At 72.7% G+C, this 21,332-nt stretch carries 23 protein-coding genes; 18 read left to right on the forward strand and 5 right to left on the reverse strand.

Annotated elements, in window-relative coordinates; genetic code table 11:
* Window positions 1-4: 4 nt before the first annotated feature.
* Genes QWU11_RS20030 through QWU11_RS20060 form a run of 7 tightly spaced genes read left to right on the forward strand, consistent with a single transcriptional unit; the run spans window position 5 to window position 9,580 of the window.
* A complete protein-coding gene (locus QWU11_RS20030; RefSeq protein WP_290115501.1) occupies window positions 5-454 on the forward strand; it encodes a GPW/gp25 family protein in 450 nt (149 codons plus the stop codon).
* Window positions 454-4,056: a putative baseplate assembly protein gene (locus QWU11_RS20035; RefSeq protein WP_290115502.1), complete on the forward strand. Its 3,603-nt coding sequence runs from the start codon at window positions 454-456 to the stop codon at window positions 4,054-4,056. The genes QWU11_RS20030 and QWU11_RS20035 overlap by 1 nt, the downstream gene beginning before the upstream one ends.
* A gap of 10 nt (window positions 4,057-4,066) precedes the next feature.
* A complete protein-coding gene (locus tag QWU11_RS20040) occupies window positions 4,067-5,383 on the forward strand; it encodes a hypothetical protein (RefSeq protein ID WP_290115504.1) in 1,317 nt (438 codons plus the stop codon).
* A complete protein-coding gene (locus tag QWU11_RS20045) occupies window positions 5,380-6,174 on the forward strand; it encodes a hypothetical protein (RefSeq protein ID WP_290115506.1) in 795 nt (264 codons plus the stop codon). Before QWU11_RS20040 ends, QWU11_RS20045 begins: the two co-directional genes overlap by 4 nt.
* Before the next feature lie 34 nt (window positions 6,175-6,208).
* Entirely contained in the window at window positions 6,209-7,843 is a 1,635-nt protein-coding gene (locus QWU11_RS20050; protein WP_290115508.1) for a tail fiber domain-containing protein, read from the forward strand.
* Window positions 7,840-8,055 carry a hypothetical protein gene (locus tag QWU11_RS20055; RefSeq protein ID WP_290115510.1) on the forward strand — a complete coding sequence of 72 codons (216 nt, stop codon included), beginning with the start codon at window positions 7,840-7,842 and terminating at the stop codon, window positions 8,053-8,055. The genes QWU11_RS20050 and QWU11_RS20055 overlap by 4 nt, the downstream gene beginning before the upstream one ends.
* 25 nt (window positions 8,056-8,080) lie before the next feature.
* Window positions 8,081-9,580 carry a DUF4157 domain-containing protein gene (locus QWU11_RS20060; protein WP_290115512.1) on the forward strand — a complete coding sequence of 500 codons (1,500 nt, stop codon included), beginning with the start codon at window positions 8,081-8,083 and terminating at the stop codon, window positions 9,578-9,580.
* A 212-nt stretch (window positions 9,581-9,792) separates the two neighbouring features.
* Here QWU11_RS20060 and QWU11_RS20065 read toward each other — a convergent pair whose 3' ends face one another.
* Window positions 9,793-9,963 (reverse strand): hypothetical protein, encoded by a 171-nt coding sequence (locus QWU11_RS20065; RefSeq protein ID WP_290115514.1) that lies wholly within the window; start codon window positions 9,961-9,963, stop codon window positions 9,793-9,795.
* A gap of 33 nt (window positions 9,964-9,996) precedes the next feature.
* Window positions 9,997-10,350, reverse strand: a complete 354-nt coding sequence (locus tag QWU11_RS20070) for a PRC-barrel domain-containing protein (RefSeq protein WP_290115520.1) — start codon at window positions 10,348-10,350, stop codon at window positions 9,997-9,999.
* Window positions 10,351-10,496: 146 nt separating this feature from the next.
* Between QWU11_RS20070 and QWU11_RS20075 the strand changes: the two genes are divergently transcribed.
* The gene (locus QWU11_RS20075; protein WP_290115521.1) at window positions 10,497-10,700 is read left to right on the forward strand and encodes a hypothetical protein; all 204 of its coding nucleotides are present in this window, start codon (window positions 10,497-10,499) and stop codon (window positions 10,698-10,700) included.
* Entirely contained in the window at window positions 10,697-11,383 is a 687-nt protein-coding gene (locus QWU11_RS20080; RefSeq protein ID WP_290115524.1) for a DUF2064 domain-containing protein, read from the forward strand. Before QWU11_RS20075 ends, QWU11_RS20080 begins: the two co-directional genes overlap by 4 nt.
* Window positions 11,384-11,395: 12 nt before the next feature.
* Here the strand turns inward: QWU11_RS20080 and QWU11_RS20085 are convergent, their stop codons facing one another.
* Window positions 11,396-11,935, reverse strand: coding sequence for a sigma factor-like helix-turn-helix DNA-binding protein (locus tag QWU11_RS20085; protein ID WP_290115525.1), 540 nt, complete (start codon window positions 11,933-11,935; stop codon window positions 11,396-11,398).
* A 57-nt stretch (window positions 11,936-11,992) separates the two neighbouring features.
* Window positions 11,993-13,030 (reverse strand): sulfotransferase, encoded by a 1,038-nt coding sequence (locus QWU11_RS20090; protein WP_290115526.1) that lies wholly within the window; start codon window positions 13,028-13,030, stop codon window positions 11,993-11,995.
* Window positions 13,031-13,178: 148 nt separating this feature from the next.
* Between QWU11_RS20090 and QWU11_RS20095 the strand changes: the two genes are divergently transcribed.
* The 9 genes from QWU11_RS20095 (at window position 13,179) to QWU11_RS20135 (ending at window position 20,081) form a co-directional block, all read left to right on the forward strand.
* Window positions 13,179-13,514: a DUF5713 family protein gene (locus tag QWU11_RS20095; protein WP_354670870.1), complete on the forward strand. Its 336-nt coding sequence runs from the start codon at window positions 13,179-13,181 to the stop codon at window positions 13,512-13,514.
* A 63-nt stretch (window positions 13,515-13,577) separates the two neighbouring features.
* Window positions 13,578-14,030, forward strand: a complete 453-nt coding sequence (locus QWU11_RS20100) for a hypothetical protein (RefSeq protein ID WP_290115528.1) — start codon at window positions 13,578-13,580, stop codon at window positions 14,028-14,030.
* A gap of 66 nt (window positions 14,031-14,096) precedes the next feature.
* The gene (gene mdcA / locus QWU11_RS20105; RefSeq protein ID WP_290115529.1) at window positions 14,097-15,740 is read left to right on the forward strand and encodes a malonate decarboxylase subunit alpha; all 1,644 of its coding nucleotides are present in this window, start codon (window positions 14,097-14,099) and stop codon (window positions 15,738-15,740) included.
* Complete coding sequence (locus QWU11_RS20110) at window positions 15,740-16,624, forward strand: triphosphoribosyl-dephospho-CoA synthase (RefSeq protein WP_290115530.1); 885 nt, start codon at window positions 15,740-15,742, stop codon at window positions 16,622-16,624. Before mdcA ends, QWU11_RS20110 begins: the two co-directional genes overlap by 1 nt.
* The gene (locus tag QWU11_RS20115; protein WP_290115531.1) at window positions 16,612-16,905 is read left to right on the forward strand and encodes a malonate decarboxylase subunit delta; all 294 of its coding nucleotides are present in this window, start codon (window positions 16,612-16,614) and stop codon (window positions 16,903-16,905) included. Before QWU11_RS20110 ends, QWU11_RS20115 begins: the two co-directional genes overlap by 13 nt.
* Entirely contained in the window at window positions 16,902-17,759 is an 858-nt protein-coding gene (locus QWU11_RS20120; protein ID WP_290115532.1) for a biotin-independent malonate decarboxylase subunit beta, read from the forward strand. The genes QWU11_RS20115 and QWU11_RS20120 overlap by 4 nt, the downstream gene beginning before the upstream one ends.
* On the forward strand, window positions 17,756-18,544 hold the full coding sequence (gene mdcE, locus QWU11_RS20125) for a biotin-independent malonate decarboxylase subunit gamma (RefSeq protein ID WP_290115533.1): 789 nt from the start codon (window positions 17,756-17,758) through the stop codon (window positions 18,542-18,544). The genes QWU11_RS20120 and mdcE overlap by 4 nt, the downstream gene beginning before the upstream one ends.
* Complete coding sequence (locus QWU11_RS20130) at window positions 18,541-19,131, forward strand: malonate decarboxylase holo-ACP synthase (RefSeq protein WP_290115534.1); 591 nt, start codon at window positions 18,541-18,543, stop codon at window positions 19,129-19,131. The genes mdcE and QWU11_RS20130 overlap by 4 nt, the downstream gene beginning before the upstream one ends.
* Window positions 19,128-20,081, forward strand: coding sequence for an acyltransferase domain-containing protein (locus QWU11_RS20135; protein ID WP_290115535.1), 954 nt, complete (start codon window positions 19,128-19,130; stop codon window positions 20,079-20,081). Before QWU11_RS20130 ends, QWU11_RS20135 begins: the two co-directional genes overlap by 4 nt.
* On the opposite strand, the gene QWU11_RS20140 is transcribed toward QWU11_RS20135, so the two are convergent.
* Window positions 20,029-21,273, reverse strand: coding sequence for a GAF domain-containing protein (locus QWU11_RS20140; RefSeq protein WP_290115536.1), 1,245 nt, complete (start codon window positions 21,271-21,273; stop codon window positions 20,029-20,031). The genes QWU11_RS20135 and QWU11_RS20140 overlap by 53 nt on opposite strands.
* Between the last annotated feature and the right edge of the window lie 59 nt (window positions 21,274-21,332).

Below are 21,332 nucleotides of genomic sequence, written 5' to 3' on the forward strand. Positions count from 1 at the left end.
GCGGATGACCCAGCCGATCCCCGGCGTGAGCCCGCCGGGCCCCGAGACCGAGGGCGCGCCGACGCCGTACCTCGGCACGGGCCTGGCCTTTCCTCTGCGTCTGGACGAGAACGGGCACTTCGCCCTCAACGACATGAACGCGCACGTACGGCAGGCGATCGGGCTCATCCTCGCGACCGGCAAGGGCGAGCGGATCATGCGCCCGGACTTCGGGGCGGGCCTGTCCGACCTGGTCTTCGCGCCGATGTCGGCGGCCACGATGACGCTGGTCGGCCACGAGGTGCGGGAGGCGCTCACGAGGTACGAGCCGCGCATCGACATCCTCGCGCTCGACGTCTCCGCCGATCCCGACGTGCCCGAGCGACTGGTGATCACGCTGGACTACCGGGTGCGGCGCACCGACACGCGGCTCAACCTGGTCTACCCCTTCTACCTCGACCGGGGAGGCCTCTGATGCCGTCGCCGCCGCTGGACGCGCGGACGCTCGCCGACGTGCTCGCGCGGCTGAGCGAGGAGGCCCGCCAGACCCTTCCCGCCTGGACCCCGCCGCCCGAGGGAGACGCCGGCACGGCGCTGCACCGGATCTTCGCTCGGTTCGTGGAGATCGGGCTGACGCGGCTGAACGGGGTGCCGGACAAGACGCTGCTGACCTTCCTCGACGCGATGGGAGTCAGCCCGCTGCCGGCCTCGGCGGCCCGTACGCCGCTCGTCTTCGGGCTCGCCCCCGGCAGCGACGCGACGCTCGTCCCGGCCGGGACCCAGGTGAGCGCGCCGGCGGCGGCCGCCCGGCCCGAGGTCGTGTTCGAGACCGAGCAGGACCTGATGGTGCTGCCCGCCACGCTGGCGGCGGCCCGGGTGGTGGACCCCGTCTGGGACCGCGCGAGCGATCTCACCGGCCGCGCCGGACCGGTCTTCGCCGGGGACACTCCGCTCGCGCACGTCCTGCACGCCGGCGACGACCTGCTGACCGGGCCGTCCGGGCTCGCCGTGTACGCGCTGACGTTCCGCTACACGACCTACGCCTCGGAGGACTCGGTACGCGCGCTGTTCGACTCACTCGTGGTGTCCTGCCGCACCTCCGGCACGACGCGGACCCTGTCGCCGACCGTGAGCATGCAGGGGAACGGCACCGTGTCCCTGCAGGGCAGGCTGCCGTTGCTCGACACCGAGGAGGTCACCGGCGTGGGCCTGGCGGTCTCCGGTCGCTGGCTGCACCTCGCGCTGCCGGTGCCCCACCCCGACGCCGCGGTCCCCGGCGGCCTGCGGCTGCACGATCCGACGCTCGACGTGGAGGTCGGCGCCCTGGTCCCCGACACCGTCCTCGCCGGCACCGCCCTTGCCGACCCGACCAGGGACTTCCTCCCGTTCGGCGACCGGCCACAGGTCGGCGATGTCATGTACCTGCGCGCCGACCAGGCGTTCGCACAGCCCATGACGGTGTCGTTGATCATCAAGGCCGGAGGGGGGACGGCTACCGCGGACCTCGCTCTGACCTGGGAGTATCTCGGGACGGACGGCTGGACCGCCGTCGGTGCCACTGCCTCCCCGGCCGGCGCCGGCACGCTCACCGCGGACGGAGCGGTGACCCTCGCCCTGCCGCCGGTGCCGATCCGCGAGGTCGCGGGCAGATCCGGCCGCTGGGTCAGGGCCCGGATCACGAAGGGCGGCTACGGCACGCCGGTGGAGTACGTGCCGGTCAACACGTCCGACCCGAGCCGCGGCTTCCAGGTGAAGCCGGGCACGGGCAACCTCGCGCCGCCCCGGCTGCGGTCCGTGACGCTGTCATACGTGACCAGGACCGTGCCGCACTGCGTCGTCCAGGCCGGCGACCACTTCGAGGAGGCCGTGCCCTCCGACGAAACAGGCTTCGCGCCGTTCCCCGGGCTCGCCGACCTGCCCGCGCCGTACGCCGATCCGGGCCCCGCGCTGTACCTCGGTTTCGACGGCCTGTCCGCCCAGCAGGCGCTCACCCTGTACGCCGAGGTGCCGGCGCGAGAACTCACGCGGCCGGGCGGCGATCCCCCGGGCGGCGCCGATCCCGCCGGTACCCGCTGGGAGTACTTCGACGGCCGCCGCTGGCAGGAACTCACCGTCTTCGACGGCACTTCGGGATTCACGGTGTCGGGTTCCATCAGCCTGGTGACGCCCGTCGAACTGGCCGGGCTGGCCCGGTTCGACCCCGTCACGCGGGTGTGGCTGCGGGTACGGTCGGCCGCCGACGACCCGGCCGGATCGCGGCGGATCTCGGCCCTGTACGCCAACGCGGTCCTCGCGGCGGCCGCGGTCACCGTCTCCGGCGAGGTGCTCGGTTCGAGCAGCGGACAGCAGGGCCAGGTGTTCACGACCGCGCGCCGCGACGTGCAGCCGGGCCAGGAGCTGTTCGTGGCCGAGTCGGAGACCCTGCCCGCGGACGAGGCCGAGACCCTCGCCGCGGAGGAGGGGCCCGGCGCGGTCGCCCCGGCCACCTTGGCCGGCGTCCAGGCGCGCTGGCACGAGGTCCCCGACTTCGGCCGGTCGGCCCCCGCGGACCGCCACTACACGCTGGACCGGAGCACCGGCACCGTACGGTTCGGCGACGGCGTCCGCGGGCTGATCCCGCCGCGCGGCACGTCCAACCTGACGATGACCTACCGAGCGGGAGGCGGGGCCTCCGGCAACGTCCCGGCGGCGAGTGCCGGCCAGCTGCGTACGCCGGTGCCCGGCATCGCGACGGTCACGAACCCCTCGGCCGCCGACGGCGGCTCCGACGGCGAACCGCTCGACCAGGTACGCGAGCGCGGCGCCCACACCCTGCGCCACCGCGACCGCGCGGTCACCGCGGAGGACGTCGAGTGGCTCGTACGGCAGGCCACGGGCGGACGGGTGGCCCGTGCCGTCTGCCTGCCGAACACCGGCGGTGACATGGCCTTCGCTCCCGGATGGGTGACGGTGCTCGTCGTCCCCGACGACACGGGCCCGACGCCCGAACCGGCACCCGAGCTGGTCCGCGAGGTCGGCGACTACCTGGCCGCGCGCGCATCCGTCTCCCTGACCGGCCCGGCGCCCGGCCGGATCAGCGTCATCGGCCCCGCCTACGTACGGGTGACCGTCGACGCCGACCTCGTCCCACGTGTTCTCGCCGACGCCGACCAGGTCACGCGCCGCGCCGTGGCCGCGCTCGGCGCCTTCTTCCATCCGGTCACCGGCGGCCCCGGCGGAACCGGCTGGACGCTGGGCCGCCCGGTGTACGCCTCCGAGGTCGCCCAGCTGCTGGAGAACGTCGACGGCGTCAGCCACGTCCAGACGCTCTCACTCCGGCCGAACCTCGCGCAGCGGCGGCTGACCCTCGCCTCCGCTCCGGTGGCCGTCGCGCCCGCCGCCTACCCGGCGGGAACCCGCGTCGCCGCCGTGGACGGCCGGTGCGCCGGGCCGCTGGCGCTGGCGATCGCGGCCGGCACGCAGGTACGGCGGATCGACGTGACCGGGTTCCGCGAAGGCGACCAGGTGACCTTCGCCGCGGACCTCGTCGTGGAGGCGACCGACTCCGGCGGACGGGTCCACGCCCGGCTCGTCCGCGGCTCGCTGGCGGCCGGCCTTCCGCGCGGCAGCACGATCGTCGGTCCGGGCGGCTACCGGAGCCGGCTGCGCGGCGGCATCGCCCCGGGGACCACCGCGACCCTCACGGTCGTCCCGGAGGACGCGTCGCCGGTGACGGTGGGCGAGTCGCTCACCGTGCTCCACCCGTTCCCCGCCACGGTCTCGGCCGTGGACGCCGGCACGAGCGGTCAGGTGGAGCTCACCGTCGCCCCGATCGAGGCGCCGCCGGGCGACGGAGCGATCGTGAGCACCCTGGGCGGTCAGGTACGCGCGCCGCTGGTCGCGGCCTCGTCCGCCCCGGGGGAGACGGCGATCACCAGGCTGACCGTGGGCGACTTCGCGGACGGGCAGACGATCACGGTCGGAGGATCGCTGACCGCGGTGGCCGAGCGCGTCGCCACCGTGTCGGACCACGTCCATCTCGACCCGTACGTCTTCGCGTACTCGGCCGGGCACCGCATCCGGATACGAGCGGTATAGGGGGGTTCTGGTGCCACTGCCGATACGGTCGCTCGACGACAAGAGCTTCGACGACCTCACCGCGGAGGGCCACGCGTTCATCCCGCGTGTCTTCCCGGCCTGGACGGACCACAACGAGTCCGACCCGGGCGTCACGCTCATGGAGCTGTTCGCCTTCCTCGTCGAGTCGCTGGTCTACCAGGCCGACCGGGTGACCGACCGTACGCTGGTCAACCTCGCCCGGCTCGCGGGCGTCGAGCCCCGGGCCGGCGACACGCCCCAGGACCTGCTCGCGCGGGCCGCGGCGAGGCTGTCCACCCCGGCCTGCGCGGTGACCGCCGACGACGTCGTGGCGCTCGCGCTGAACGGCCTGTTCCAGGTGAAGCCGCCGCCCGCGACGGCGCTGCCGGCCGGGACCGAGGCCGGCCTGCTCACCGTGGCGTCCTCCGGCGCGTCGCTCGCGGAGGCGACGCCGGCCGGCGCCGCCGCGCTGACCCTGACCGCGGGCCCCGTACCCCGGCCGGGCGACCTGCTCGCGGTCGGACCGCCGGCCGGCGACGAGGCGTTCGAGGTGGTCACGGCGCGGTCCGTGGACCAGTCCGTGGTGACTCTGGAGGAGCCCGCGAGCCTGGCCCACGACGCCGGCGCGCCGGTGGCCCCGCTCACGTCCGGGCCGCCCGGCACCCGGCTGGCGGCGCTCGCCCCGGCCGGCGCGGCGACGGTCGCGATCGTGCCCGGAGACGCCTGGACGGCGGGTGTGCTGCGGTTCACCGGCGAGGACGGCGCCGTCTCGTACGCGGCGGCCCGCCCGGCCGTGGCCCGGGTGTCGGTGACCGCGGTCGCGCCGGCCGGGGAGCCGGACGTGGTCCGCGTCGTCCTCGTGCCGGCGGGCTCCGGCGGCCGTCCCGTACCCGCCGAACCCCTGCTGCAGCAGGCCTATGACCTGGTGAGGAACGGTACGCCGCTGACCACGCGCATCCGGACGGTGCCGCCGGCGTACCGGCCGGTGGGGATCGCGGTCACCGTCGTCCGCGACGTCGCCACGCAGCTCCGCAAGGACACCGTGCAGGCGGCCGTGGAGAACGCGCTCGTCACCTTTCTCAGCCCGCTGCGCGGCGGCGCGGCCGGGCAGGGCTGGGAGTTCGGCCGCGCCGTCTACCGCTCCGAGCTGTACGCGCTGCTCGAAGACGTCAGAGGAGTCGACCACGTCGTGACCCTGCTGCTCGACGGCGACGAGTCCCTGGCCGCGCTGCCGCTGGCCGCCGATCCGGCGGCGGCCGCGGAGACGCTGGCCGACCTCGACGACCTGACCGTGACCGTCCTTGACCCGGGCGCGGAGGCGTGGTGACCGAACCGTGGATCCTCCGCTACCTGCCGGAGGCGTACCGGACCGACGAGCTGCTCGGCGCGTTCCTCGGGCCGGTCCAGGCGGTCTTCGACGAGCTGCGCGCCTCGATCAGCGGCCCGGGCGACGGCACCGGAGGGCTGCCCGAGCTGTTCGACCCGGCCACGACGCCGCCGGCTGAGCTGCTGCATCACGGGGGAGACGACTTCGCCTTCCTCGACTACCTGGCCTCCTGGCAGGCGATCCCGCTGCGCCCGGAGAAACCGGTCGAGTGGAACCGCCGTTACCTCGCGCGCGCGATCGCGCTGGCCGGCGTACGCGGCACCCTCGCCGGCGTCGACGGGTTGCTCCGCGCGTGGCTGGAGGGCGACCTTCTCTCCTCGCCGGGCTCCGAGCCGCTCGTCATCACCGACCTCGCCTCGCCGGTGAACGGCGTCGACAGCCCCTTCCAGCTCGGCGTGCAGAGCCTGCTCGGAGTGCACACCGTGCTCGGGGAGCCGCCCGCGCACTTCTTCGTCGCGGACCTGATCGTCGCGCCCGACGTACGCGACCTGCGCGACCCGGTCGGGCTCGACGCGCTGCAGCGCTCGGCGCGGACCCTCCTCGACGCGGAGAAACCCGCGCACAGCCACTACGAGCTGCGCGTACGCGGCTCGTCGATGCAGCTCGCCCCCGCCGACCCGGCAGGGGACCGGCCCGGCGAGATCTACGCCCAGCTCGAGGACCGCGCCGCGGACCCGCCCGTCACCGGCACGGCCCTGCTGTGGGACGAGCCCTGGGTGTTCGGCGGATGAGTTCGGACAGTGATGGAATCTAGGAGGACACTGGATGGTCAGCAGGAACCGGAACCTGGACAAACGGGCGAACTGGTTCGACCGCCAGTTCATCCGCGCCCAGGATCTCGTGGACGCCGACGACTACGCGATCGACCGGCATCGCCGCCACGTCCGTACGATGCACACGCCGGGTGTGGCCGAGGGCCTGACGGTCGGCGGTGAGGTCGGCGCGAAGTCGGTGACGGTGGACGCGGGAACGGCCGTCGACGCGATCGGCCGGGAGATCGTCGCGCTGACGTCGATGCCCGCGGTCACGCTCCCCGAGGACGTGAGCAACGCGGAGATCTACCTGCTCTACGAGGAGGCCTTCGACGACCCCAGCACCGACCCCGGCGTGAGCGGGTTCACCCGGATCCGTGAGATCCCCTCGCTGGCGGTGCGCCGCCTCGGCGACGACGGGGACCCGGTGCCGGCCTCCGCCGGAGACCGCCCGGTCCCCGGCATCCTGCTGGCCGCCGTCAGCCTCGACGGCGGCGCGCTCACGGTCGTACCCGACAACAGCGTGCGGACCGCCGCCGGCTCGGTGATCGGCGTCGCGGCGTTCGACAAGGTCCTGCTGCGGAGGTCCGGCCATCCGGAGAGCGGCTACCCGGGGATCGGCGCCGATCCCGGCACGGGCGACATCCTGTTCACGGCGGGGTCGCCGCCGGCCGAACGCATGCGGATCTCCGCCACGGGCCGCGTCGGCATCGGCACCTCCGGCCCGCTGCCCGGAGCCCTCACCGTGGAGCACCCGCAGGTGCCGCTGGTGCTGCGCCAGACCGGCGCGCCGGCGTCGGGCGGCGTCTGGCGGGCCTCGGTGCAGAACTCCACCCTGAAGTGGGAGGCCAACACCGCCGCGGCGGGCGACTTCTCGACGGCCAAGACGATGGTCACGATGTCCCCGGGCGAGGACACGGTGACGCTGGGCAGCGGTTACAACGTCGCCCTGCGGACCCGGCACGTCAACGGCAAGTCCGCCGGCGACGACAGCCCGGACGTGCTCATCCTGAACTGGAACAACGACAAGATGGTGCAGATCGGGAGCGACGGGCACGAGACGTTGGTGAAGACGCACGGCGAGGTGATGGCCAGGAACTTCCCCGCCGACGACCAGACCCAGGCGCTCGCCGCGCTGAGCCTGGCGTCCCGAGGGCGCAACGGCATCGAGTTCACCTGGAAGACCTACACCGCTCCGATCGGTGGCGGGCACGGCGTGCAGCCCAACGCCTACGAGATCTGGAGTTACGACCAGCGAGGCGGCCTGCCGCGCGCGGCCATCCACGCGGACGGCAACACCTATGTTTGCATGAGCGGCGGCCAGCTGTACGTCGGCAACGCCTTGGTCACGACGTCGGATGTACGGCTCAAGTCCGACGTGACGACGGTGGCCGGAGCGATGGACCGCCTGGCCGGCCTGCGGGGCGTGTCGTACCTGCCCCGTACCGACCCTGACCGCCGGCGGCTGGGCGTCGTGGCGCAGGAGGTCCAGGAGACCTGCCCGGAGCTGGTGTTCACCTCTGGACGCGACGACTATCTGGGGGTGGACTACCAGGGGATCACCGCGGTGCTCGTCGAGGCGGTCAAGGAACTCGCGGCCGAGGTCGAGGACCTCCGCGGCCGGCTCTCCGAAGGACGGAACGCATGACGCAGACCGGCGAGACCCTCGACGACCGTACGAAGGCGGTCCTCGAACAGCGGCTCGAGGCGCTGCACGCTGAGTACGAGACGGCCCAGACGCGGCTGGTCGAGGTCGAGCGACAGGAGACCTACCTGCGCGAACGCCTCCTCATGCTCCGCGGCGCGATCCAGGCGATCGACGACCTCCGCTCCGAACTGACCCCCGTCGAACCGGACTGACCTCCTCGGAGAAAGGAGGACGCTCATGCTGAGAACCGCCGTGCGGTCCGCCACGGAGGTACGCCGTTCGCCGGGCGAGCGAGCGCCGTCACCGACGCCGCGGCCCCTCGGGCTCCTCCGCCAGGTCGCGAGCGGGCGCGGAGCGGTGGACCGTACGGCGGCGGCCCGCGCGCCGCGGCTCGTCGGCAACCGCGGCATGGGCCAGTTGCTCGCGCAGGAGGGCTTGCCGTCGGCCGTGGGCGGCGCCGGCGACCGCCGTGAGCAGGAGGCCGACCGTACGGCGGAGCGGGTGGCCGCCAAGATCGGCACCGTCGGCCCCGGCCCGGCGGTGCCCGGCCGGCTTCCCGACGACGTGCGGGCGCCGCTGGAGCAGGCCTTCGGCGCGGACTTCGGCGACGTGCGGATCCACCTCGGCGACCGGGCCGACCGGCTCGGCGGTGCTCTCCAGGCGAGCGCGTTCACCGCCGGGACGGACGTCCACTTCGCCCGGGACGCGTACGACCCGGGCAGCCCAGAGGGGCTGCGGACCCTTGCCCACGAACTGACCCACGTGACGCAGCAACGCACGTCGAGCCCTGTGATCCAGCGTCAGCTCGTCCGGGTCACGACCACCGATTCGGGGAACCGGGAGCTCTACCAGGACACCAGGACGACTTACTGGTGGTTCGAGCCGGTCAGCCAGGACTGGTATCGCCTGGAGGACGGGACCCTGGTGACGTACTATCCCCAGACGGCGCAGTACTCCCTGGCCGACTACCGCTGGTGGGACCCTGTCGCCGGCCGCACTTTCACCGTCGACAACGGCGCGTACCTCGCCGACGACGGCAGCGGCCACTATCTCTACGACGGAACCTTCTACCAGCGCACGGCTCCGCCCGTCACAGTCGAACACCAGGCCGCGGCCGCCTGGCTGGAGGCGAATTTCGCCACGTCGCGGAGCACCGCGTTCCGACTGATCCAAGCTGCCAGATACGTCAGCAAGGAGCACGGCTGGACGATGCTCGACAACTGGAACCTCGTGTATCCGGAGGAACGGATCGAACCCGTCGAGGCGGGGTTCGACCCGGCCAACAGAGAACGCGATCTCGCCGAGCAGGAACGCCCGTCATCGCCGATAAGGACTCAGACGAGGGTCACGAGCAGGTCGTACAAGCTAGGGAAGGCTCCGGCGCCGGGCACGAACATCGTGTTGCCGAGCGACCGGGAGATCAGGGCCAACGTCGACTTCTACTGGCGCGGCAAGGGTGACGAGATGGGCGGCGGCGCGGCCGACCGCAAGGCCGAGAAGCACGACATCGCGCCGGAGGAGGCGTACAAGTTCGCGCGGGCCAACAGCCGCCGGTGGTTCGTCGAGAAGCGGCAGCCGAACCACGTCATCTTCCACGACTACACGGGCGACCCTGAGAGGACCGTCACGATGGCCGTGTGGGACTGGACGAACGGGCAGATGGTGACCTTCTACTCGATCGACTCGAGCCGGGCCGGCAAGGTCGGGAAGTATCTCAGGGACAAAGGCATGCCCTAGACCGAGGCGCCGACGTCGGCGGCGGTGGGGTGCCGCGCGGGCCGGCGGCGTATCAGGAGGCGCGAGACGGCGCCGACCGCGCGCGCCGCGCCGGACCACCCCGGGAGCCGTCGCCGGCCGAGACCTGCAGCTCGAAGCCCAGCGCCTGGAAGAACTTCGCGGACCTGCCCAGTTTCAGGCCTCGGGAAACACGGCTTCGCCGCCGCGCCCGGTCAGCGGGCCGGGCGGGTGCCCTTGCGGCGGCCCATCCGGATTCCGCCGAGGACCAGGTCGGCGAGGAACAGGATGATGCCGATGATCAGCAGAAAGAACAACCCCTTCACCGCGACGCCGGTGATTCCCAGCGCGATCGCCACGATGATGAGGAACAGGAACAGTGCCATGGCGAGGACTCCTTGTCGGACCGGACGGCGTGATCAGCGGCGCGCGAGCCGTCGCTGGTTCGTGGTGGCCTGGTAGGGCAGCTCGTAGTGGGCGAAGACGGCCTCTTCGTCGCGCGCGATCAGCTCTCCGTCCGTCTCGATCGAGGGAGAATCCTTCACCTGCTTCTTCGGGTAGGCGACCCGTACGTGGCCGGGGCCGACCGTCGCGTCGGTCAGTGGTGTGAAGACCAGCCGGTAGCGGGTCGGCAGGCCGACCTTGACGGTGGCGAAGGACGGCTGGTCGGTCTCGGTGTCGACGTAGATGGCCTCCAGCTCGCCGATCTTGTTTCCGTCGACGTCGATCACGTCGTGGCCGCGCCACTCGCGGATGTCCTCGATCTTGAACATGCATTCTCCCCAGGGCGCTGCTTTCTCTCCTCAGCTCTACCCCCTGCCAGGGAACTACGCGTCGGCGGACACGGCGGGGTCATTGGAACGCGCCATTTCTTTCGGAGCGGGGCAATCCGCAGGTGGGGCGGCTTCGAACCACCTGCATGAGCATGTGCATTGACGTGGTCCTGCCGTGTCTGAACGAGGCCGACGCACTGCCCACGGCGATAGGTGCGCTTCCGGCCGGTTTCACCGCCCTGATGGCCGACAACGGCATCGCCCGGATCGCCATCCTGGACGCGGACGCCAATGCCGACGCGGCCGCGCTGCGCGCCGTACGCGACATGGCACGGGTGATCTGCCGGTGACGCAGGAAACCGCCCCCGCACTGGAACTGGTCGTCCTGATCCTGGCAAGGGCGCCGGTCGCCGGCCGGGTGAAGACCCGGCTGTGCCCACCGGCGACTCCGGCGCAGGCCGCCGACATCGCGGCGGCCGCGCTGCTGGACACCCTGGAGGTCGTCCGCCTGCTGCCCGGCGGCCGGCCCGTGGTCGCGCTGACCGGGGGCCTGGCGCACGCCGAGCGTGCGGCCGAGCTGGCGTCGGCACTCCGGGACGTACCGGTGATCGAACAGCGCGGCGAGAAGCTGGGTGAGCGGATCGCCGCGGCGTACGAGGACACGGCGGCGTTAGTCCCCGGCCTGCCGATTCTGCTGATGGGCATGGACACACCGCAGCTCAACCACTATCTGCTGGACATCTGCCGAAGCCGGCTGTGGCAGCCGGAGGTGGACGTCGTGCTGGGGCCGGCCAGCGACGGCGGCTGCTGGGCACTCGGGCTCCGCGACCCGTCGGCGGCGTACGCGATCGCCGCCGTGGAGACGTCACGGCCCGACACCTGCGTGCGCGTCGTCCAGGCGCTGCGCCACAAGGGGTTCCGGATCGCCACCCTGCCGGTGCTGTCCGACGTGGACACGATGGAGGACGCGATCCGCGTCGCGGCCCTCGCGCCCCGTACGAGGTTCGCCTCCGTGGTCAGCCGGCTGCTGTGACCGCCGGACGGCTCACGGCGCGGCCGAACGGAGGGAGTCCAGCGCGTCCGCCATGAGCGTCGCGACCTGCTCGGCCGGGAGGTTCAGCACCGCCGCGATCTGGCGGTAGGTGAACCCGTCCCAGTAGGCGAGGTCCATTGTGCGGCGCTGCGTCTCGCTCAGGCCGCCGGGCGCCTCGGCGGGCGGCCGTGGCCGCTCGGCGGGCGTACGGGTGGCGCGGACCATCCCCACGGCGTGGCGGTGTGCCCGTGCCACGATCCAGCAGAGCGGGTCGGTGCCCGGCGGGTAGTCGCCGGCGTCGTGCCAGAGCTGTGTGAAGACCTCGCCCGTCATCGCGTCGGCGAGCGCGGGGTCTCCGGCGATGCGGAGGACCAGTCCGTAGACGGGTGCGCTCACCCGCGTGTAGATCTGCTCGAACGCCCGCAGGTCTCTTCGCCGCGTACGGGCCAGCAGCTCTTCCAGCCCTGGGCCGTCCGCGCGGCGTGCGGCCTCGATCTCGGATGTGGGTTCGATGGCGAGCTCCGGAATCTCGGTTGCCGGGTGGGAGGACATCCGTTTCCCCGAGGGAAGGAAATCACACCCGGCCGAGATGACGCGGTGGCTTGCCGGTCAATAGTGGTTTTCCAGTGCGACAATGCCCGGCTTGCACGATTCGCGCAGTTCGGCCAGCTCATCCGGGGCCAGTTGCAGCGCGGCGCCCTGTTTGCTGTCGTCCAGCAGTGCGGCGCCGGCCCGGAGCCATTCCGGATCGGGATGAACGCCGATGAATTCCGCGAGGCGCGTGAGTTCGGAATGCCGCGAGGAAAGCAGCTCTTCGTACTTGACGGACATCTGGTATTCCGTCGGAATCCTGGCGAGATGCTCGACCCCTTCGACGATCATCTCCGACCACAGCGCGCCGAACCGCGCGACCGGGACGGCGCGGTCGCGTACCGCGTCGAAGTTGAAGCCGCCCAAGAGGGCCGCCAGGTCCGGCGGCAGGTTCTGGAGACGCTCGGGGGTCAGTTCGAGCACCGACTCGACTCCGGCGCTCTCCAGGATCTCGCGGACGAGCGCCGAGCTGCGAAAGCCGAGATGACGGCTCATGGACAGCGCGCAGTCGGGACCGTCGCGGAACATGTGCAAGAACCTGGCCTGCGGGAACGTCTCCCGTAGCTGCGGAACCCACTCGAGGGAGTGTCCCGAGCGTTCGACGGCCACCCGCCCGCCGAACCGGGCGGCGAGAAGGTCGAACAGCGCCTCGTAGTGCCGCGCGACCGGGCGCGCCGGCCACGAGGTGACCTCGGGTTCGAGGGCGTCGAGCAGTTCGTCCGGATCGTCGGTGAGATGGGGCAGCACCATGAGGCTGAGCGCCGGGATGCCGGTGCCGTCCGCCGTGAACCGCCGGCTGGGAACCCGTGGGTAGAGGAACTCGGGCAACGGGGTCCCGTTGGCGGTCATCGCATCGAAGATGACGTTGGGCGTGGCGAGGACGCGCCAGAAGCCGCCGCCGTCCAGTGGCTCTTTCGGAAGAGCGTTCGCCCCATCAACGGAGACGAAAAGTTCGTTGATGCTGAGAATATCCGGATGTAGGGAGAATATTCTCGACAGCGCGGTGGATCCGGTTCGTCCAGTGCCGACGACAAAGACCAGAGGCCGGGGGGACATCGCTCCTCCTGCGGTGCAAGGGTTCTGTCAAGTCGAGGTCGGCCCCGACCCCTGTGCCAGGTTCCCCCGCATATCCGGCATTTGCAATCTGCACGAGTGATAACACTTTTCCGGTAGGCTCGGTGGGAAAAGGGAGATTGTCTTGACTGTGACGAATCAGCAGGTCGTCGACCATGTGTTCTTGGAGGGGATGTACCAAGACGGGTACTTCCCGGATCGCGTCGTGGACAAGGGGAAGGCGATCCTGTTGAGACTGTGCGAGCGGATCGAGGCCGAGCGGCCGGGCGACCTGCCCGCGCTGTACGCGCTCACCGAGGCCGCGACGGAGGAGTTCAACGCGCTCCAAGCGGACTTCGAGGAGGCCGACAGCGAGATCGAGACCGTCGCCCGTGAGGTGATCGCGGAGGACTTCTCGTTCGTCGCCTCGGCGTACGGCTTCCCGGAGGCGGACCACGAGGACCTGGTCGGGACCCGGGACTGGTAGCGGAGCCGGCGCCCCGAGCGGGTCGATCGGACAGCCGCGCGGGGCGTGCTCGATGATATGCGCATGCGTCTCGTCACGATCATCTCTATCGCCGCGCTCGCGGCCACATCGGCCTGCGGTTCGTCAGGCGACCACTCGACGGGCTCGTCCGGCGCCGCCAAGTCGAAGGCTCCGGCAGCGACCGCGAGCACGCCGGCGGCGGCCAAGGCCGACATCCCGGGCTTCTCCGGCCCGGTCGCGCACCTGTACGGCCGGTGCCTGCACTCCTGGTACACCAAGTCGAGCTCGGGCACGAACGTGCACATCGAGTATCCGGGCCCGGCGGCCGTCAGCGTCGACCTGACCATCACCGACGAGTCGGAGCCGCCGCCGGAGGCGCACAAGCAGTTCACCCTGGCCCAGGGCCAGCGGGTCCGCAGCCTGCACTTCCCTGCGATCCCGCACGCCGGCTACCCGCAGATCACCGCGACCTCGGGGCAGCAGGCGAAGACCTGCGAGGCGGTGGCCAAACACTGACGCGATGCTGCGGCGCCGTTGAGTTAACCGTCGGGCTCTTCGGAGCATGAGTGTCGGGTGACGGCAATGCCGCCTGCGAAGGCCGCCTGGAACCGGCGGCGGACCGCGAAGCTCGAGCGGCTCGACGCGGTCCGGTCCTTCACCTCGGGCCGGGTGCTCGATGCCGGCCGGACGCGCGAGGCGCTGGAGGCCCTGCTGCGTCCGGGCGACCGGGTGGCGCTCGAAGGCGACAACCAGAAGCAGGCGGACTTCCTCGCCGAGGCACTGGCCGGCTGCGACCCGGACGTCGTGCACGACCTGCACCTGCTGATCTCCTCGATCAGCCTGCCCGAGCATCTGGACGTGTTCGAGCGCGGCGTGGCCCGCCGCCTCGACTTCGCCTACGCCGGTCCGCAGAGCGTGCGCATGGCGCAGCTGCTCGCCGACGGCAAGGTCGAGGTCGGGGCGATCCACACCTACGTCGAGCTGTACGCGCGGATGTTCGTCGACCTCACGCCCGACGTCGTCCTGCTGTGCGCCGAGCAGGCCGACCGCGACGGCAACCTGTACACCGGTCCCGGCACCGAGGACACCCCGACCATCGCCGAGGCGGCGGCGTTCCGCAGCGGGCTGGTGCTGGTCCAGGTCAACGAACTGGTGGACACGGTCCGCCGCGTGGACATCCCCGGCGACTGGGTGGACCTCGTCGTGGAGAGCCCCCGCCCGTTCCTGCTGGAGCCGCTGTTCACCCGGGACCCCCGCCACATCGGCCGGGTGGAGATCGCGATGGCCATGCTGGCGCTGCGCGGGGTCTACGAGCGGCACGGGGTGACGACGCTGAACCACGGGATCGGCTTCGACACCGCGGCGATCGAGCTCATCCTGCCCACGTACGGCGAGGAACTCGGCCTGCGCGGGAAGATCTGCAGGCACTGGACGCTCAACCCGCATCCGACCCTCATCCCGGCCATCGAGAGCGGCTGGGTCGAGTCGGTGCACTGCTTCGGGGGCGAACCCGGCACGGAGCGGTACGTCGCCGCCCGCCCGGACGTCTTCTTCACCGGCCACGACGGGTCGCTGCGGTCGAACCGGGTGCTGTGCCAGCTCGCCGGTCAGTACGCCGTCGACCTGTTCATCGGGTCGTCGCTGCAGATCGACGCCTGCGCGAACTCCTCGACGGTCACCGAGGGCCGGCTGACCGGTTTCGGCGGAGCGCCCAACATGGGACACGACCCCCACGGCCGGCGGCACGCCTCCCCGGCCTGGCTGAGCCTGCTGACCGGCGAGGCTCCCGCACTGCGGGGACGCAAGCTCGTCGTGCAGATCACGCAGACGTTCCGTACGGGGGGCACGCCCGCCTTCGTCGAGTCGCTCGACGCGATCCAGGTGGGCGAGGACGCCGGCATGCCCATCCCGCCGATCATGATCTACGGCGACGACGTCAGCCATGTGGTCACCGAGGAGGGCGTGGCCTACCTCTACAAGGCGACCGGCCTGGCCGACCGCCGCGAGGCGCTGGCCGCGGTCGCGGGGGCCACCCCGGTCGGCCGTGACATGGACGAGCGGCGTGTCGAAGGGCTGCGCCGCGACGGTCTGGTCGCGCTGCCCGAAGACCTCGGCGTGGACGTCCGCCGGGCGGAACGCTCCCTGCTGGCGGCGCGTTGCATCGAGGACCTCATCGCCTGGTCCGGAGGCCTGTACGACCCGCCGGCCCGGTTCCGGACGTGGTGATGGCCGGCGGCGGACCTCGGACGGGGCGGTGCACGTCGGCGTCGCTCGCCGACCTGGCCGTACGGGCGCTGCGCGAGGAGGCGCTCCTGGGACCCAAACCGGGCCTGGTCGACCCGCGGGGGAGCGGCGCGCACGACGACATGGACCTGCCGCTGCTCCTGGCCTCGGCCGAGGCGCTGCGCCCCGCCTTCTGTTCCATCGCCGACGCGGCGCGGCACACGGCCGTCGGGCTCGGCCTCCGGGAGGAGCTCGGCCGGCTCGGCCGCGCGGGCGATCACGCCATGCTGCGGGCGACGCGAGGGGTGAACACCCATCGCGGGGCACTGTGGGCGCTCGGGCTGCTGGTCGCCGGCGCGTCCGGCGCCGGAGACGAACGGCGGGCCGTCCGCCGCGCGGCCCGGCTGGCCGCCCTTCCCGACCGGCACGCCCCTGCGGGGGCGGCCTCCCACGGCGAGCGCGTACGGCGGAGGTACGGGGTGCGCGGCGCCCGGGGGGAGGCCGAGGCGGGCTTCCCCCACGCCGTCGAGATCGCCCTGCCGCGGCTGCGCCGGGCCCGGGCGGCCGGGCTCACCGAGGAGATCGCCCGCCTCGACGCGCTCATGGGGATCATGAGCCTCCTCGAGGACACCTGCGTACTGCACCGGGGCGGCACCGAGGGCCTGCGCACCGTACGGCTCGGCGCCACGCGGGTCCTGGCCGAGGGAGGGCCGGGCACGGAGCCCGGCCATGCCGCACTCCTCGACCTGGACGACCGGCTCCGCGTACGGCGGCTGTCGCCGGGCGGGAGCGGTGACCTGCTGGCCGCCGCGCTCTTCCTCGACATGGTCCGGTGGCGGGCGTCCGGTGCCGGGTCCGTACGGGAGGCCGTCGCGTGCGGACGCTGAACTATGAGTTCCCCGCCGGCGAGCCGCCGGCCCGGCGGGTCCATGTCGGGGTGGTCGGCTCGGGGGACCTGGAGATCCTGATGACCCCCGAGCCGGCCGGCGTCGCGCGGGTACGGGTGCGGACCAGCGTCGACGGGTTCGACACGGTGTGGCGCGTCGTGCTCGAACGCTTCTTCGCCCGCCACCGCGTGGCCGCGCGCTTCGAGCTGAACGACTTCGGCGCGACGCCCGGCGTGGTCACCCTGCGCCTGCGGCAGGCCATCGAGGAGAGTGCGTCGTGACTCCGGAAGAAGAGCACACCGACTGGGCCGCGCTGCTCGCCCGCAGGAGTTTCATCGAGCTGGACGCGCGGGCGCGTGCCGCCGGTCTGCTCGACGACGGCACCGGTCGTGAGCTGTGCGGGCCCTTCGACCGCATCGAGTCGCCCTGGCTGGAGCCGCAGGGCGTCGTCCCCGGGTCCGACGACGGCGTGGTCGTGGTCAAGGGGAGGCTCGGCGGACGGCCCACGGTCGTGATCGCCATCGAGCAGGCCTTCCAGGGCGGCGGCGTCGGCGAGGTCTCCGGCGTGAAGATCGCCACTGCCCTTTCCTTGGCCGCCCGTGACAGGGTCCCCGCCGCCGCGGTCCTGCTGCTGGAGACCGGAGGCGTACGCCTGCAGGAGGCCAACCTGGGCCTGGCGACGGTCGCCGAGGTGTGTTCCGCGCTGCTCGAACTGCGCGCCATCCAGCCCGTCGTCGGCGTCATCGCCGGGGCGCTGGGCTGTTTCGGCGGCATGAGCATCGCCGCGGGGCTCTGCACGACGTTGATCATGACCAGGGAGGGCCGTCTCGGCCTCGACGGGCCGCAGGTGATCGAGTCCGAGGCCGGGGCGGCGGAGTTCGACGCCTCCGACCACACGCTGATCTGGTCGATCAACGGGGGCACGCAACGTACGAGCACCGGTCTCGCGGACGCGTTGGTCCTGGACGACGTCACCGCCGTACGCTCCGCGGTGATCGAGGCGGTGGGACGCGGCGTGCCCCGCGAACACCGTTCCGGGCGGCTCGCCGAGCTGCGAGCCCGCCTGGAGGCCGTCGACCCGGCCGACCCGCCGGACCCGGCCGATCTCGCGGCCGTGTGGGCGCCGCCGCGATGAGCCGCGGCCTGGCCTGGACGCGGGCACTCGCCGACGGCGAGGTGGAACACGTGGTCCCGTCCGTGATCACGGCCGACGCCACCCTGGGCGACGACGTCGCCCGCCTGGTCGCCGTCGTACCGGACCCCCACAGCCCCTACCACCGGGCCCGCCGGGGCGAGGTCGGCCTCCTTGAGGGACTCGGTCTCGCGGAGGCGGTGACCGCGGTCGTCTCCGAGGACGCGATGCGGCCGATCGTCGCGGTCGTCGACGTCCCCAGCCAGGCGTACGGGCGCGTCGAGGAGCTGCTCGGCCTCCACCACGCCCTGGCCGCCGCCGTCGACGCCTACGCCTCCGCCCGTACGGCCGGGCATCCGGTGATCACGCTCATCGTCGGTACCGCGCTGTCCGGCGGTTTCCTCGCCCACGGCTGCCAGGCGAACCAGATCCTGGCGCTCGACGATCCCGGCGTGGTGGTGCACGCCATGCACAAGGCGGCCGCGGCGCGGGTGACCCGCCGGACCGTCGACGAGCTCGACGAACTGGCCCGGCGCGTTCCTCCGCTCTCGTACGACGTCGGCGACTGGGCGGAGCTCGGCCTGTGCGACGAGCTCCTGGCGGTCGAGAACGCCGGTGACCCGACCGCCGAGGACGTACGGAAGGTGAAGGGCGCGCTGACCGCCGCCGTCGAACGGGCCCGCCGCGGTCCCCGCGACCTGAGCAACCGCCTCACCTCACCCGGTGCCCGGCGGACGCGGGCCGCCTCCCGCCGGGTCCACGAGGCGCTGGCGGCCCAGTGGGAGTGACGGCGCGCCCCCACGACCTGTTGCGGATCGACGCGAGCGCCGCGCTCGGGACCGTGCCGCCCGGCTGGGCCTCCGCGTCGCTCGCCGCCTGCCCGTGGGGTGTCGTACGGCGGGCGCCCCACACGCCCGGGCTCATCTTGATCGGCGTACGGGGCCCGGAGCGGTGGCAGCGCCACGCGACCGTCGTCCACGCCGGCGCGGTCGGCCGTCCGGTGCCGCCCGAAGAGCTGCGGGAACTCCGGCCCGGCCGTTCACGCCTGGCCGTGACCCTGACGGCCGTCGCCGCCGAGCTGAGGGGCGTCGCCTGGGGGCCGACCGGGAGCGTCGGCTTCGAACTGGCCAGCGCGCACCCGGTCACCCATCCCGAAAGCGACCTGGACCTGCTGATACGGACTCCGCGCCGGCTGGAACGCGCGCGAGCGGCGCGGCTGGCGGCGGCCTTCGCCGGTCTTCCCGCCCGGGTCGACTGCCAGCTGGAGACGCCTCGCGGCGGGGTCGGCCTCACCGACTGGGCCGGCGGCGGCCCGGTCCTGGCCCGTACCGACCACGGCCCGGAACTCGTGGACGATCCGTGGGCCCCCGCGTGAGAGTCGCGTTCCTGTACCCCGGTCAGGGCGCCCAGCGTCCCCGGATGCTCCACGACCTGCCCGACCACCCCGCCGTCGCCGCGACGCTGGCCGAGGCCGAGCGGATCCTGCCCGGCTTGTCCCGGCAGGACGGCGCGGAGGAGCTGAGATCGACCGTCACCGCGCAGGTCGCGCTGTGCGTCGCCGGGGTCGCCGCCACCCGGGCCCTCGCCGCCGAGGGCGCGGCTCCCGACGCCGTCGCCGGGCAGTCCGCGGGAGCGTTCCCCGCCGCCGTCGCGGCCGGGGCACTGACCTTCGCCGAAGCGCTCGTGGCCGTACGCCGTCGAGGCGAGCTCATGCGCGACGCGTTCCCCTCGGGGTACGGCATGGCCGCCGTCCTCGGGCTGAGCGTCCCGCAGGTCCGGCGCGCGGTCGAGTCGATCACCACCGGCGAGGATCCGGCGTACCTGGCCGTCGTCGACGCCGACCAGCAGACCGTCGTCGCCGGCAGTGTCCGCGCCCTGGACCGCCTGACCCCGGCCGCCGCGCGTGCCGGGGCCCGCCGCGTACGGCGCCTGGACGTCGCCGTCCCCTCGCACTGCCCGCTGCTCGACGGCGTCGCCGGCGCGATGGCGGACCACCTCGCCGCGATCCCGCGACGGCGCCTCGGAGTCCCCTGCGTCGGCGGCACGGGCCGTCTCCTCCGGGACGCCGGCGCCGTCCTCGACGACCTCGCCCGGAGCGTCGCGACCACGCTGCGGTGGCGCGACTCCCTCGCCCTCCTGGCCGAGCTCGGCACGTCGGTGTTCGTCCAGACGCCGCCCGGCCATGTCCTCACCCACCTCGCCCGGGGCGCCTATCCGCACGCCCGCGTCATCACGCTGGCCGACGCCGGCGTCGCGGACACCGCGTTCCGGGTCACGGGTTTTCGGGAGCCGGGATGTCGACCGTCAGCGTCGTACCGCCGCTGACCGGGCTGGCCACCTCGATCGTGCCCCCGACGGCCTCCACGCGGTCCTTCAGACCGATCAGGCCCGAGCCGCGCCGCAGGTCGGCGCCGCCGACGCCGTCGTCGCGGACGGTGAGCCGGACGGAGTCCTTCTCCGTGGCGATGGTCAGCTCGATGTGCGCGGCGGAGGCGTGCGCGTGTTTGAGCACGTTCGCCAGCGCCTCGGAGACGACGTAGTAGACGGTGATCTCGATCGGCTCGGGCAGGCGGCGGTCGACGCCGAGGCACAGGTCGGTCCGTACGGGGCTCTGGCGGATGAGTGCCTTGATCGCCGATCTGAGCCCCTTCTGCGTCAGGATCGTGGGGTAGATCCCACGGGAGATCTGCTGGATCTGGGTGACGACGTCCGACTGGCACCGGGTGGCGTCCGACAGTGACCGTCGCAGCGCCTCGTTCTCGCCGGAGGCGTTCGCCTCCGCCTCGCGCAGGTAGAGCCCGAGCGCGACGAGGCGCTGCTGCGCGCCATCGTGCAGGTCGCGCTCGATGCGGCGCCGCGCCGTGTCGGCCTCGGTGACCAGGCGGGCGCGGGAGGCGATGAGCTCCGCGCGGTACTCCGCCTGCGCGATGGTGCAGGCGACGAGCTCGACGAAGTCCTGCATCCGCTCCTCGCAGTCCGGCGGCGGCGGCCGGGAGCCGAGGAACCGCAGTGCCATCTCACCCCAGAGCCGGCCGTGCACGATGACCGGGCAGGCAACCACCTGGCTGACGCCGTGCGCTCGTAGCCAGTCGCCGAGTTCGCTCGCGACGGACGTCGACATGCGCCGCGCCGACCGGCAGGTGTCGTACACCGCCGCGGCGGCCGTGTCTCCCATCGGCCAGCGCCCGCCGAAGGGCACGTCCATCGGGGGCACGTGCGGATCGTGCCACTCGGCCAGGTGACAGACCATTCGATCGTGCTCGAACCGGCCGATGGCGACATAGTCGGCGTCGAGGAGTCCGCCGGCCTCGCGGCAGACCGTCCAGAAGGTCTCCGACGGCGAGGCGCCGCGCGCGACGAGCGTCGCCACGCGCCGGAGCGCTTCCTGCTTCGTCAGGGCGGTACGGAGCCGGGTCCTGGCGGATACGGGGTGCCTCGCCCGTACGAGGGTCGCCGCGGCGTCCAGAACCCGCCGGAGTTCGCGCCGCACGCCGAGGCGCGGGGGCCGTGTTCCCATCAGAGGATCAAGGTGTCAGCCGAAATTGGGATTAGGGACACTGTCACATTACCTCCGGG

This window comes from Actinomadura sp. DC4, assembly GCF_030406325.1.
GTDB lineage: Bacteria > Actinomycetota > Actinomycetes > Streptosporangiales > Streptosporangiaceae > Actinoallomurus.

What these genes read in the sequence shown, in the direction of transcription:
- QWU11_RS20035 (WP_290115502.1), top strand. Translation starts at nt 454, where the DNA reads ATGCCGTCGCCGCCGCTGGACGCGCGGACGCTCGCCGACGTGCTCGCG.
- QWU11_RS20090 (WP_290115526.1), bottom strand. Translation starts at nt 13,030, where the DNA reads ATGTCCCCCCGGCCTCTGGTCTTTGTCGTCGGCACTGGACGAACCGGA.
- mdcA (WP_290115529.1), top strand. Translation starts at nt 14,097, where the DNA reads ATGCCGCCTGCGAAGGCCGCCTGGAACCGGCGGCGGACCGCGAAGCTC.
- QWU11_RS20100 (WP_290115528.1), top strand. Translation starts at nt 13,578, where the DNA reads ATGCGTCTCGTCACGATCATCTCTATCGCCGCGCTCGCGGCCACATCG.
- QWU11_RS20065 (WP_290115514.1), bottom strand. Translation starts at nt 9,963, where the DNA reads ATGGCACTGTTCCTGTTCCTCATCATCGTGGCGATCGCGCTGGGAATC.
- QWU11_RS20055 (WP_290115510.1), top strand. Translation starts at nt 7,840, where the DNA reads ATGACGCAGACCGGCGAGACCCTCGACGACCGTACGAAGGCGGTCCTC.
- QWU11_RS20060 (WP_290115512.1), top strand. Translation starts at nt 8,081, where the DNA reads ATGCTGAGAACCGCCGTGCGGTCCGCCACGGAGGTACGCCGTTCGCCG.
- QWU11_RS20140 (WP_290115536.1), bottom strand. Translation starts at nt 21,273, where the DNA reads ATGGGAACACGGCCCCCGCGCCTCGGCGTGCGGCGCGAACTCCGGCGG.
- QWU11_RS20030 (WP_290115501.1), top strand. Translation starts at nt 5, where the DNA reads ATGACCCAGCCGATCCCCGGCGTGAGCCCGCCGGGCCCCGAGACCGAG.
- QWU11_RS20050 (WP_290115508.1), top strand. Translation starts at nt 6,209, where the DNA reads ATGGTCAGCAGGAACCGGAACCTGGACAAACGGGCGAACTGGTTCGAC.
- QWU11_RS20085 (WP_290115525.1), bottom strand. Translation starts at nt 11,935, where the DNA reads ATGTCCTCCCACCCGGCAACCGAGATTCCGGAGCTCGCCATCGAACCC.
- QWU11_RS20110 (WP_290115530.1), top strand. Translation starts at nt 15,740, where the DNA reads ATGGCCGGCGGCGGACCTCGGACGGGGCGGTGCACGTCGGCGTCGCTC.
- QWU11_RS20075 (WP_290115521.1), top strand. Translation starts at nt 10,497, where the DNA reads ATGAGCATGTGCATTGACGTGGTCCTGCCGTGTCTGAACGAGGCCGAC.
- QWU11_RS20070 (WP_290115520.1), bottom strand. Translation starts at nt 10,350, where the DNA reads ATGTTCAAGATCGAGGACATCCGCGAGTGGCGCGGCCACGACGTGATC.
- mdcE (WP_290115533.1), top strand. Translation starts at nt 17,756, where the DNA reads ATGAGCCGCGGCCTGGCCTGGACGCGGGCACTCGCCGACGGCGAGGTG.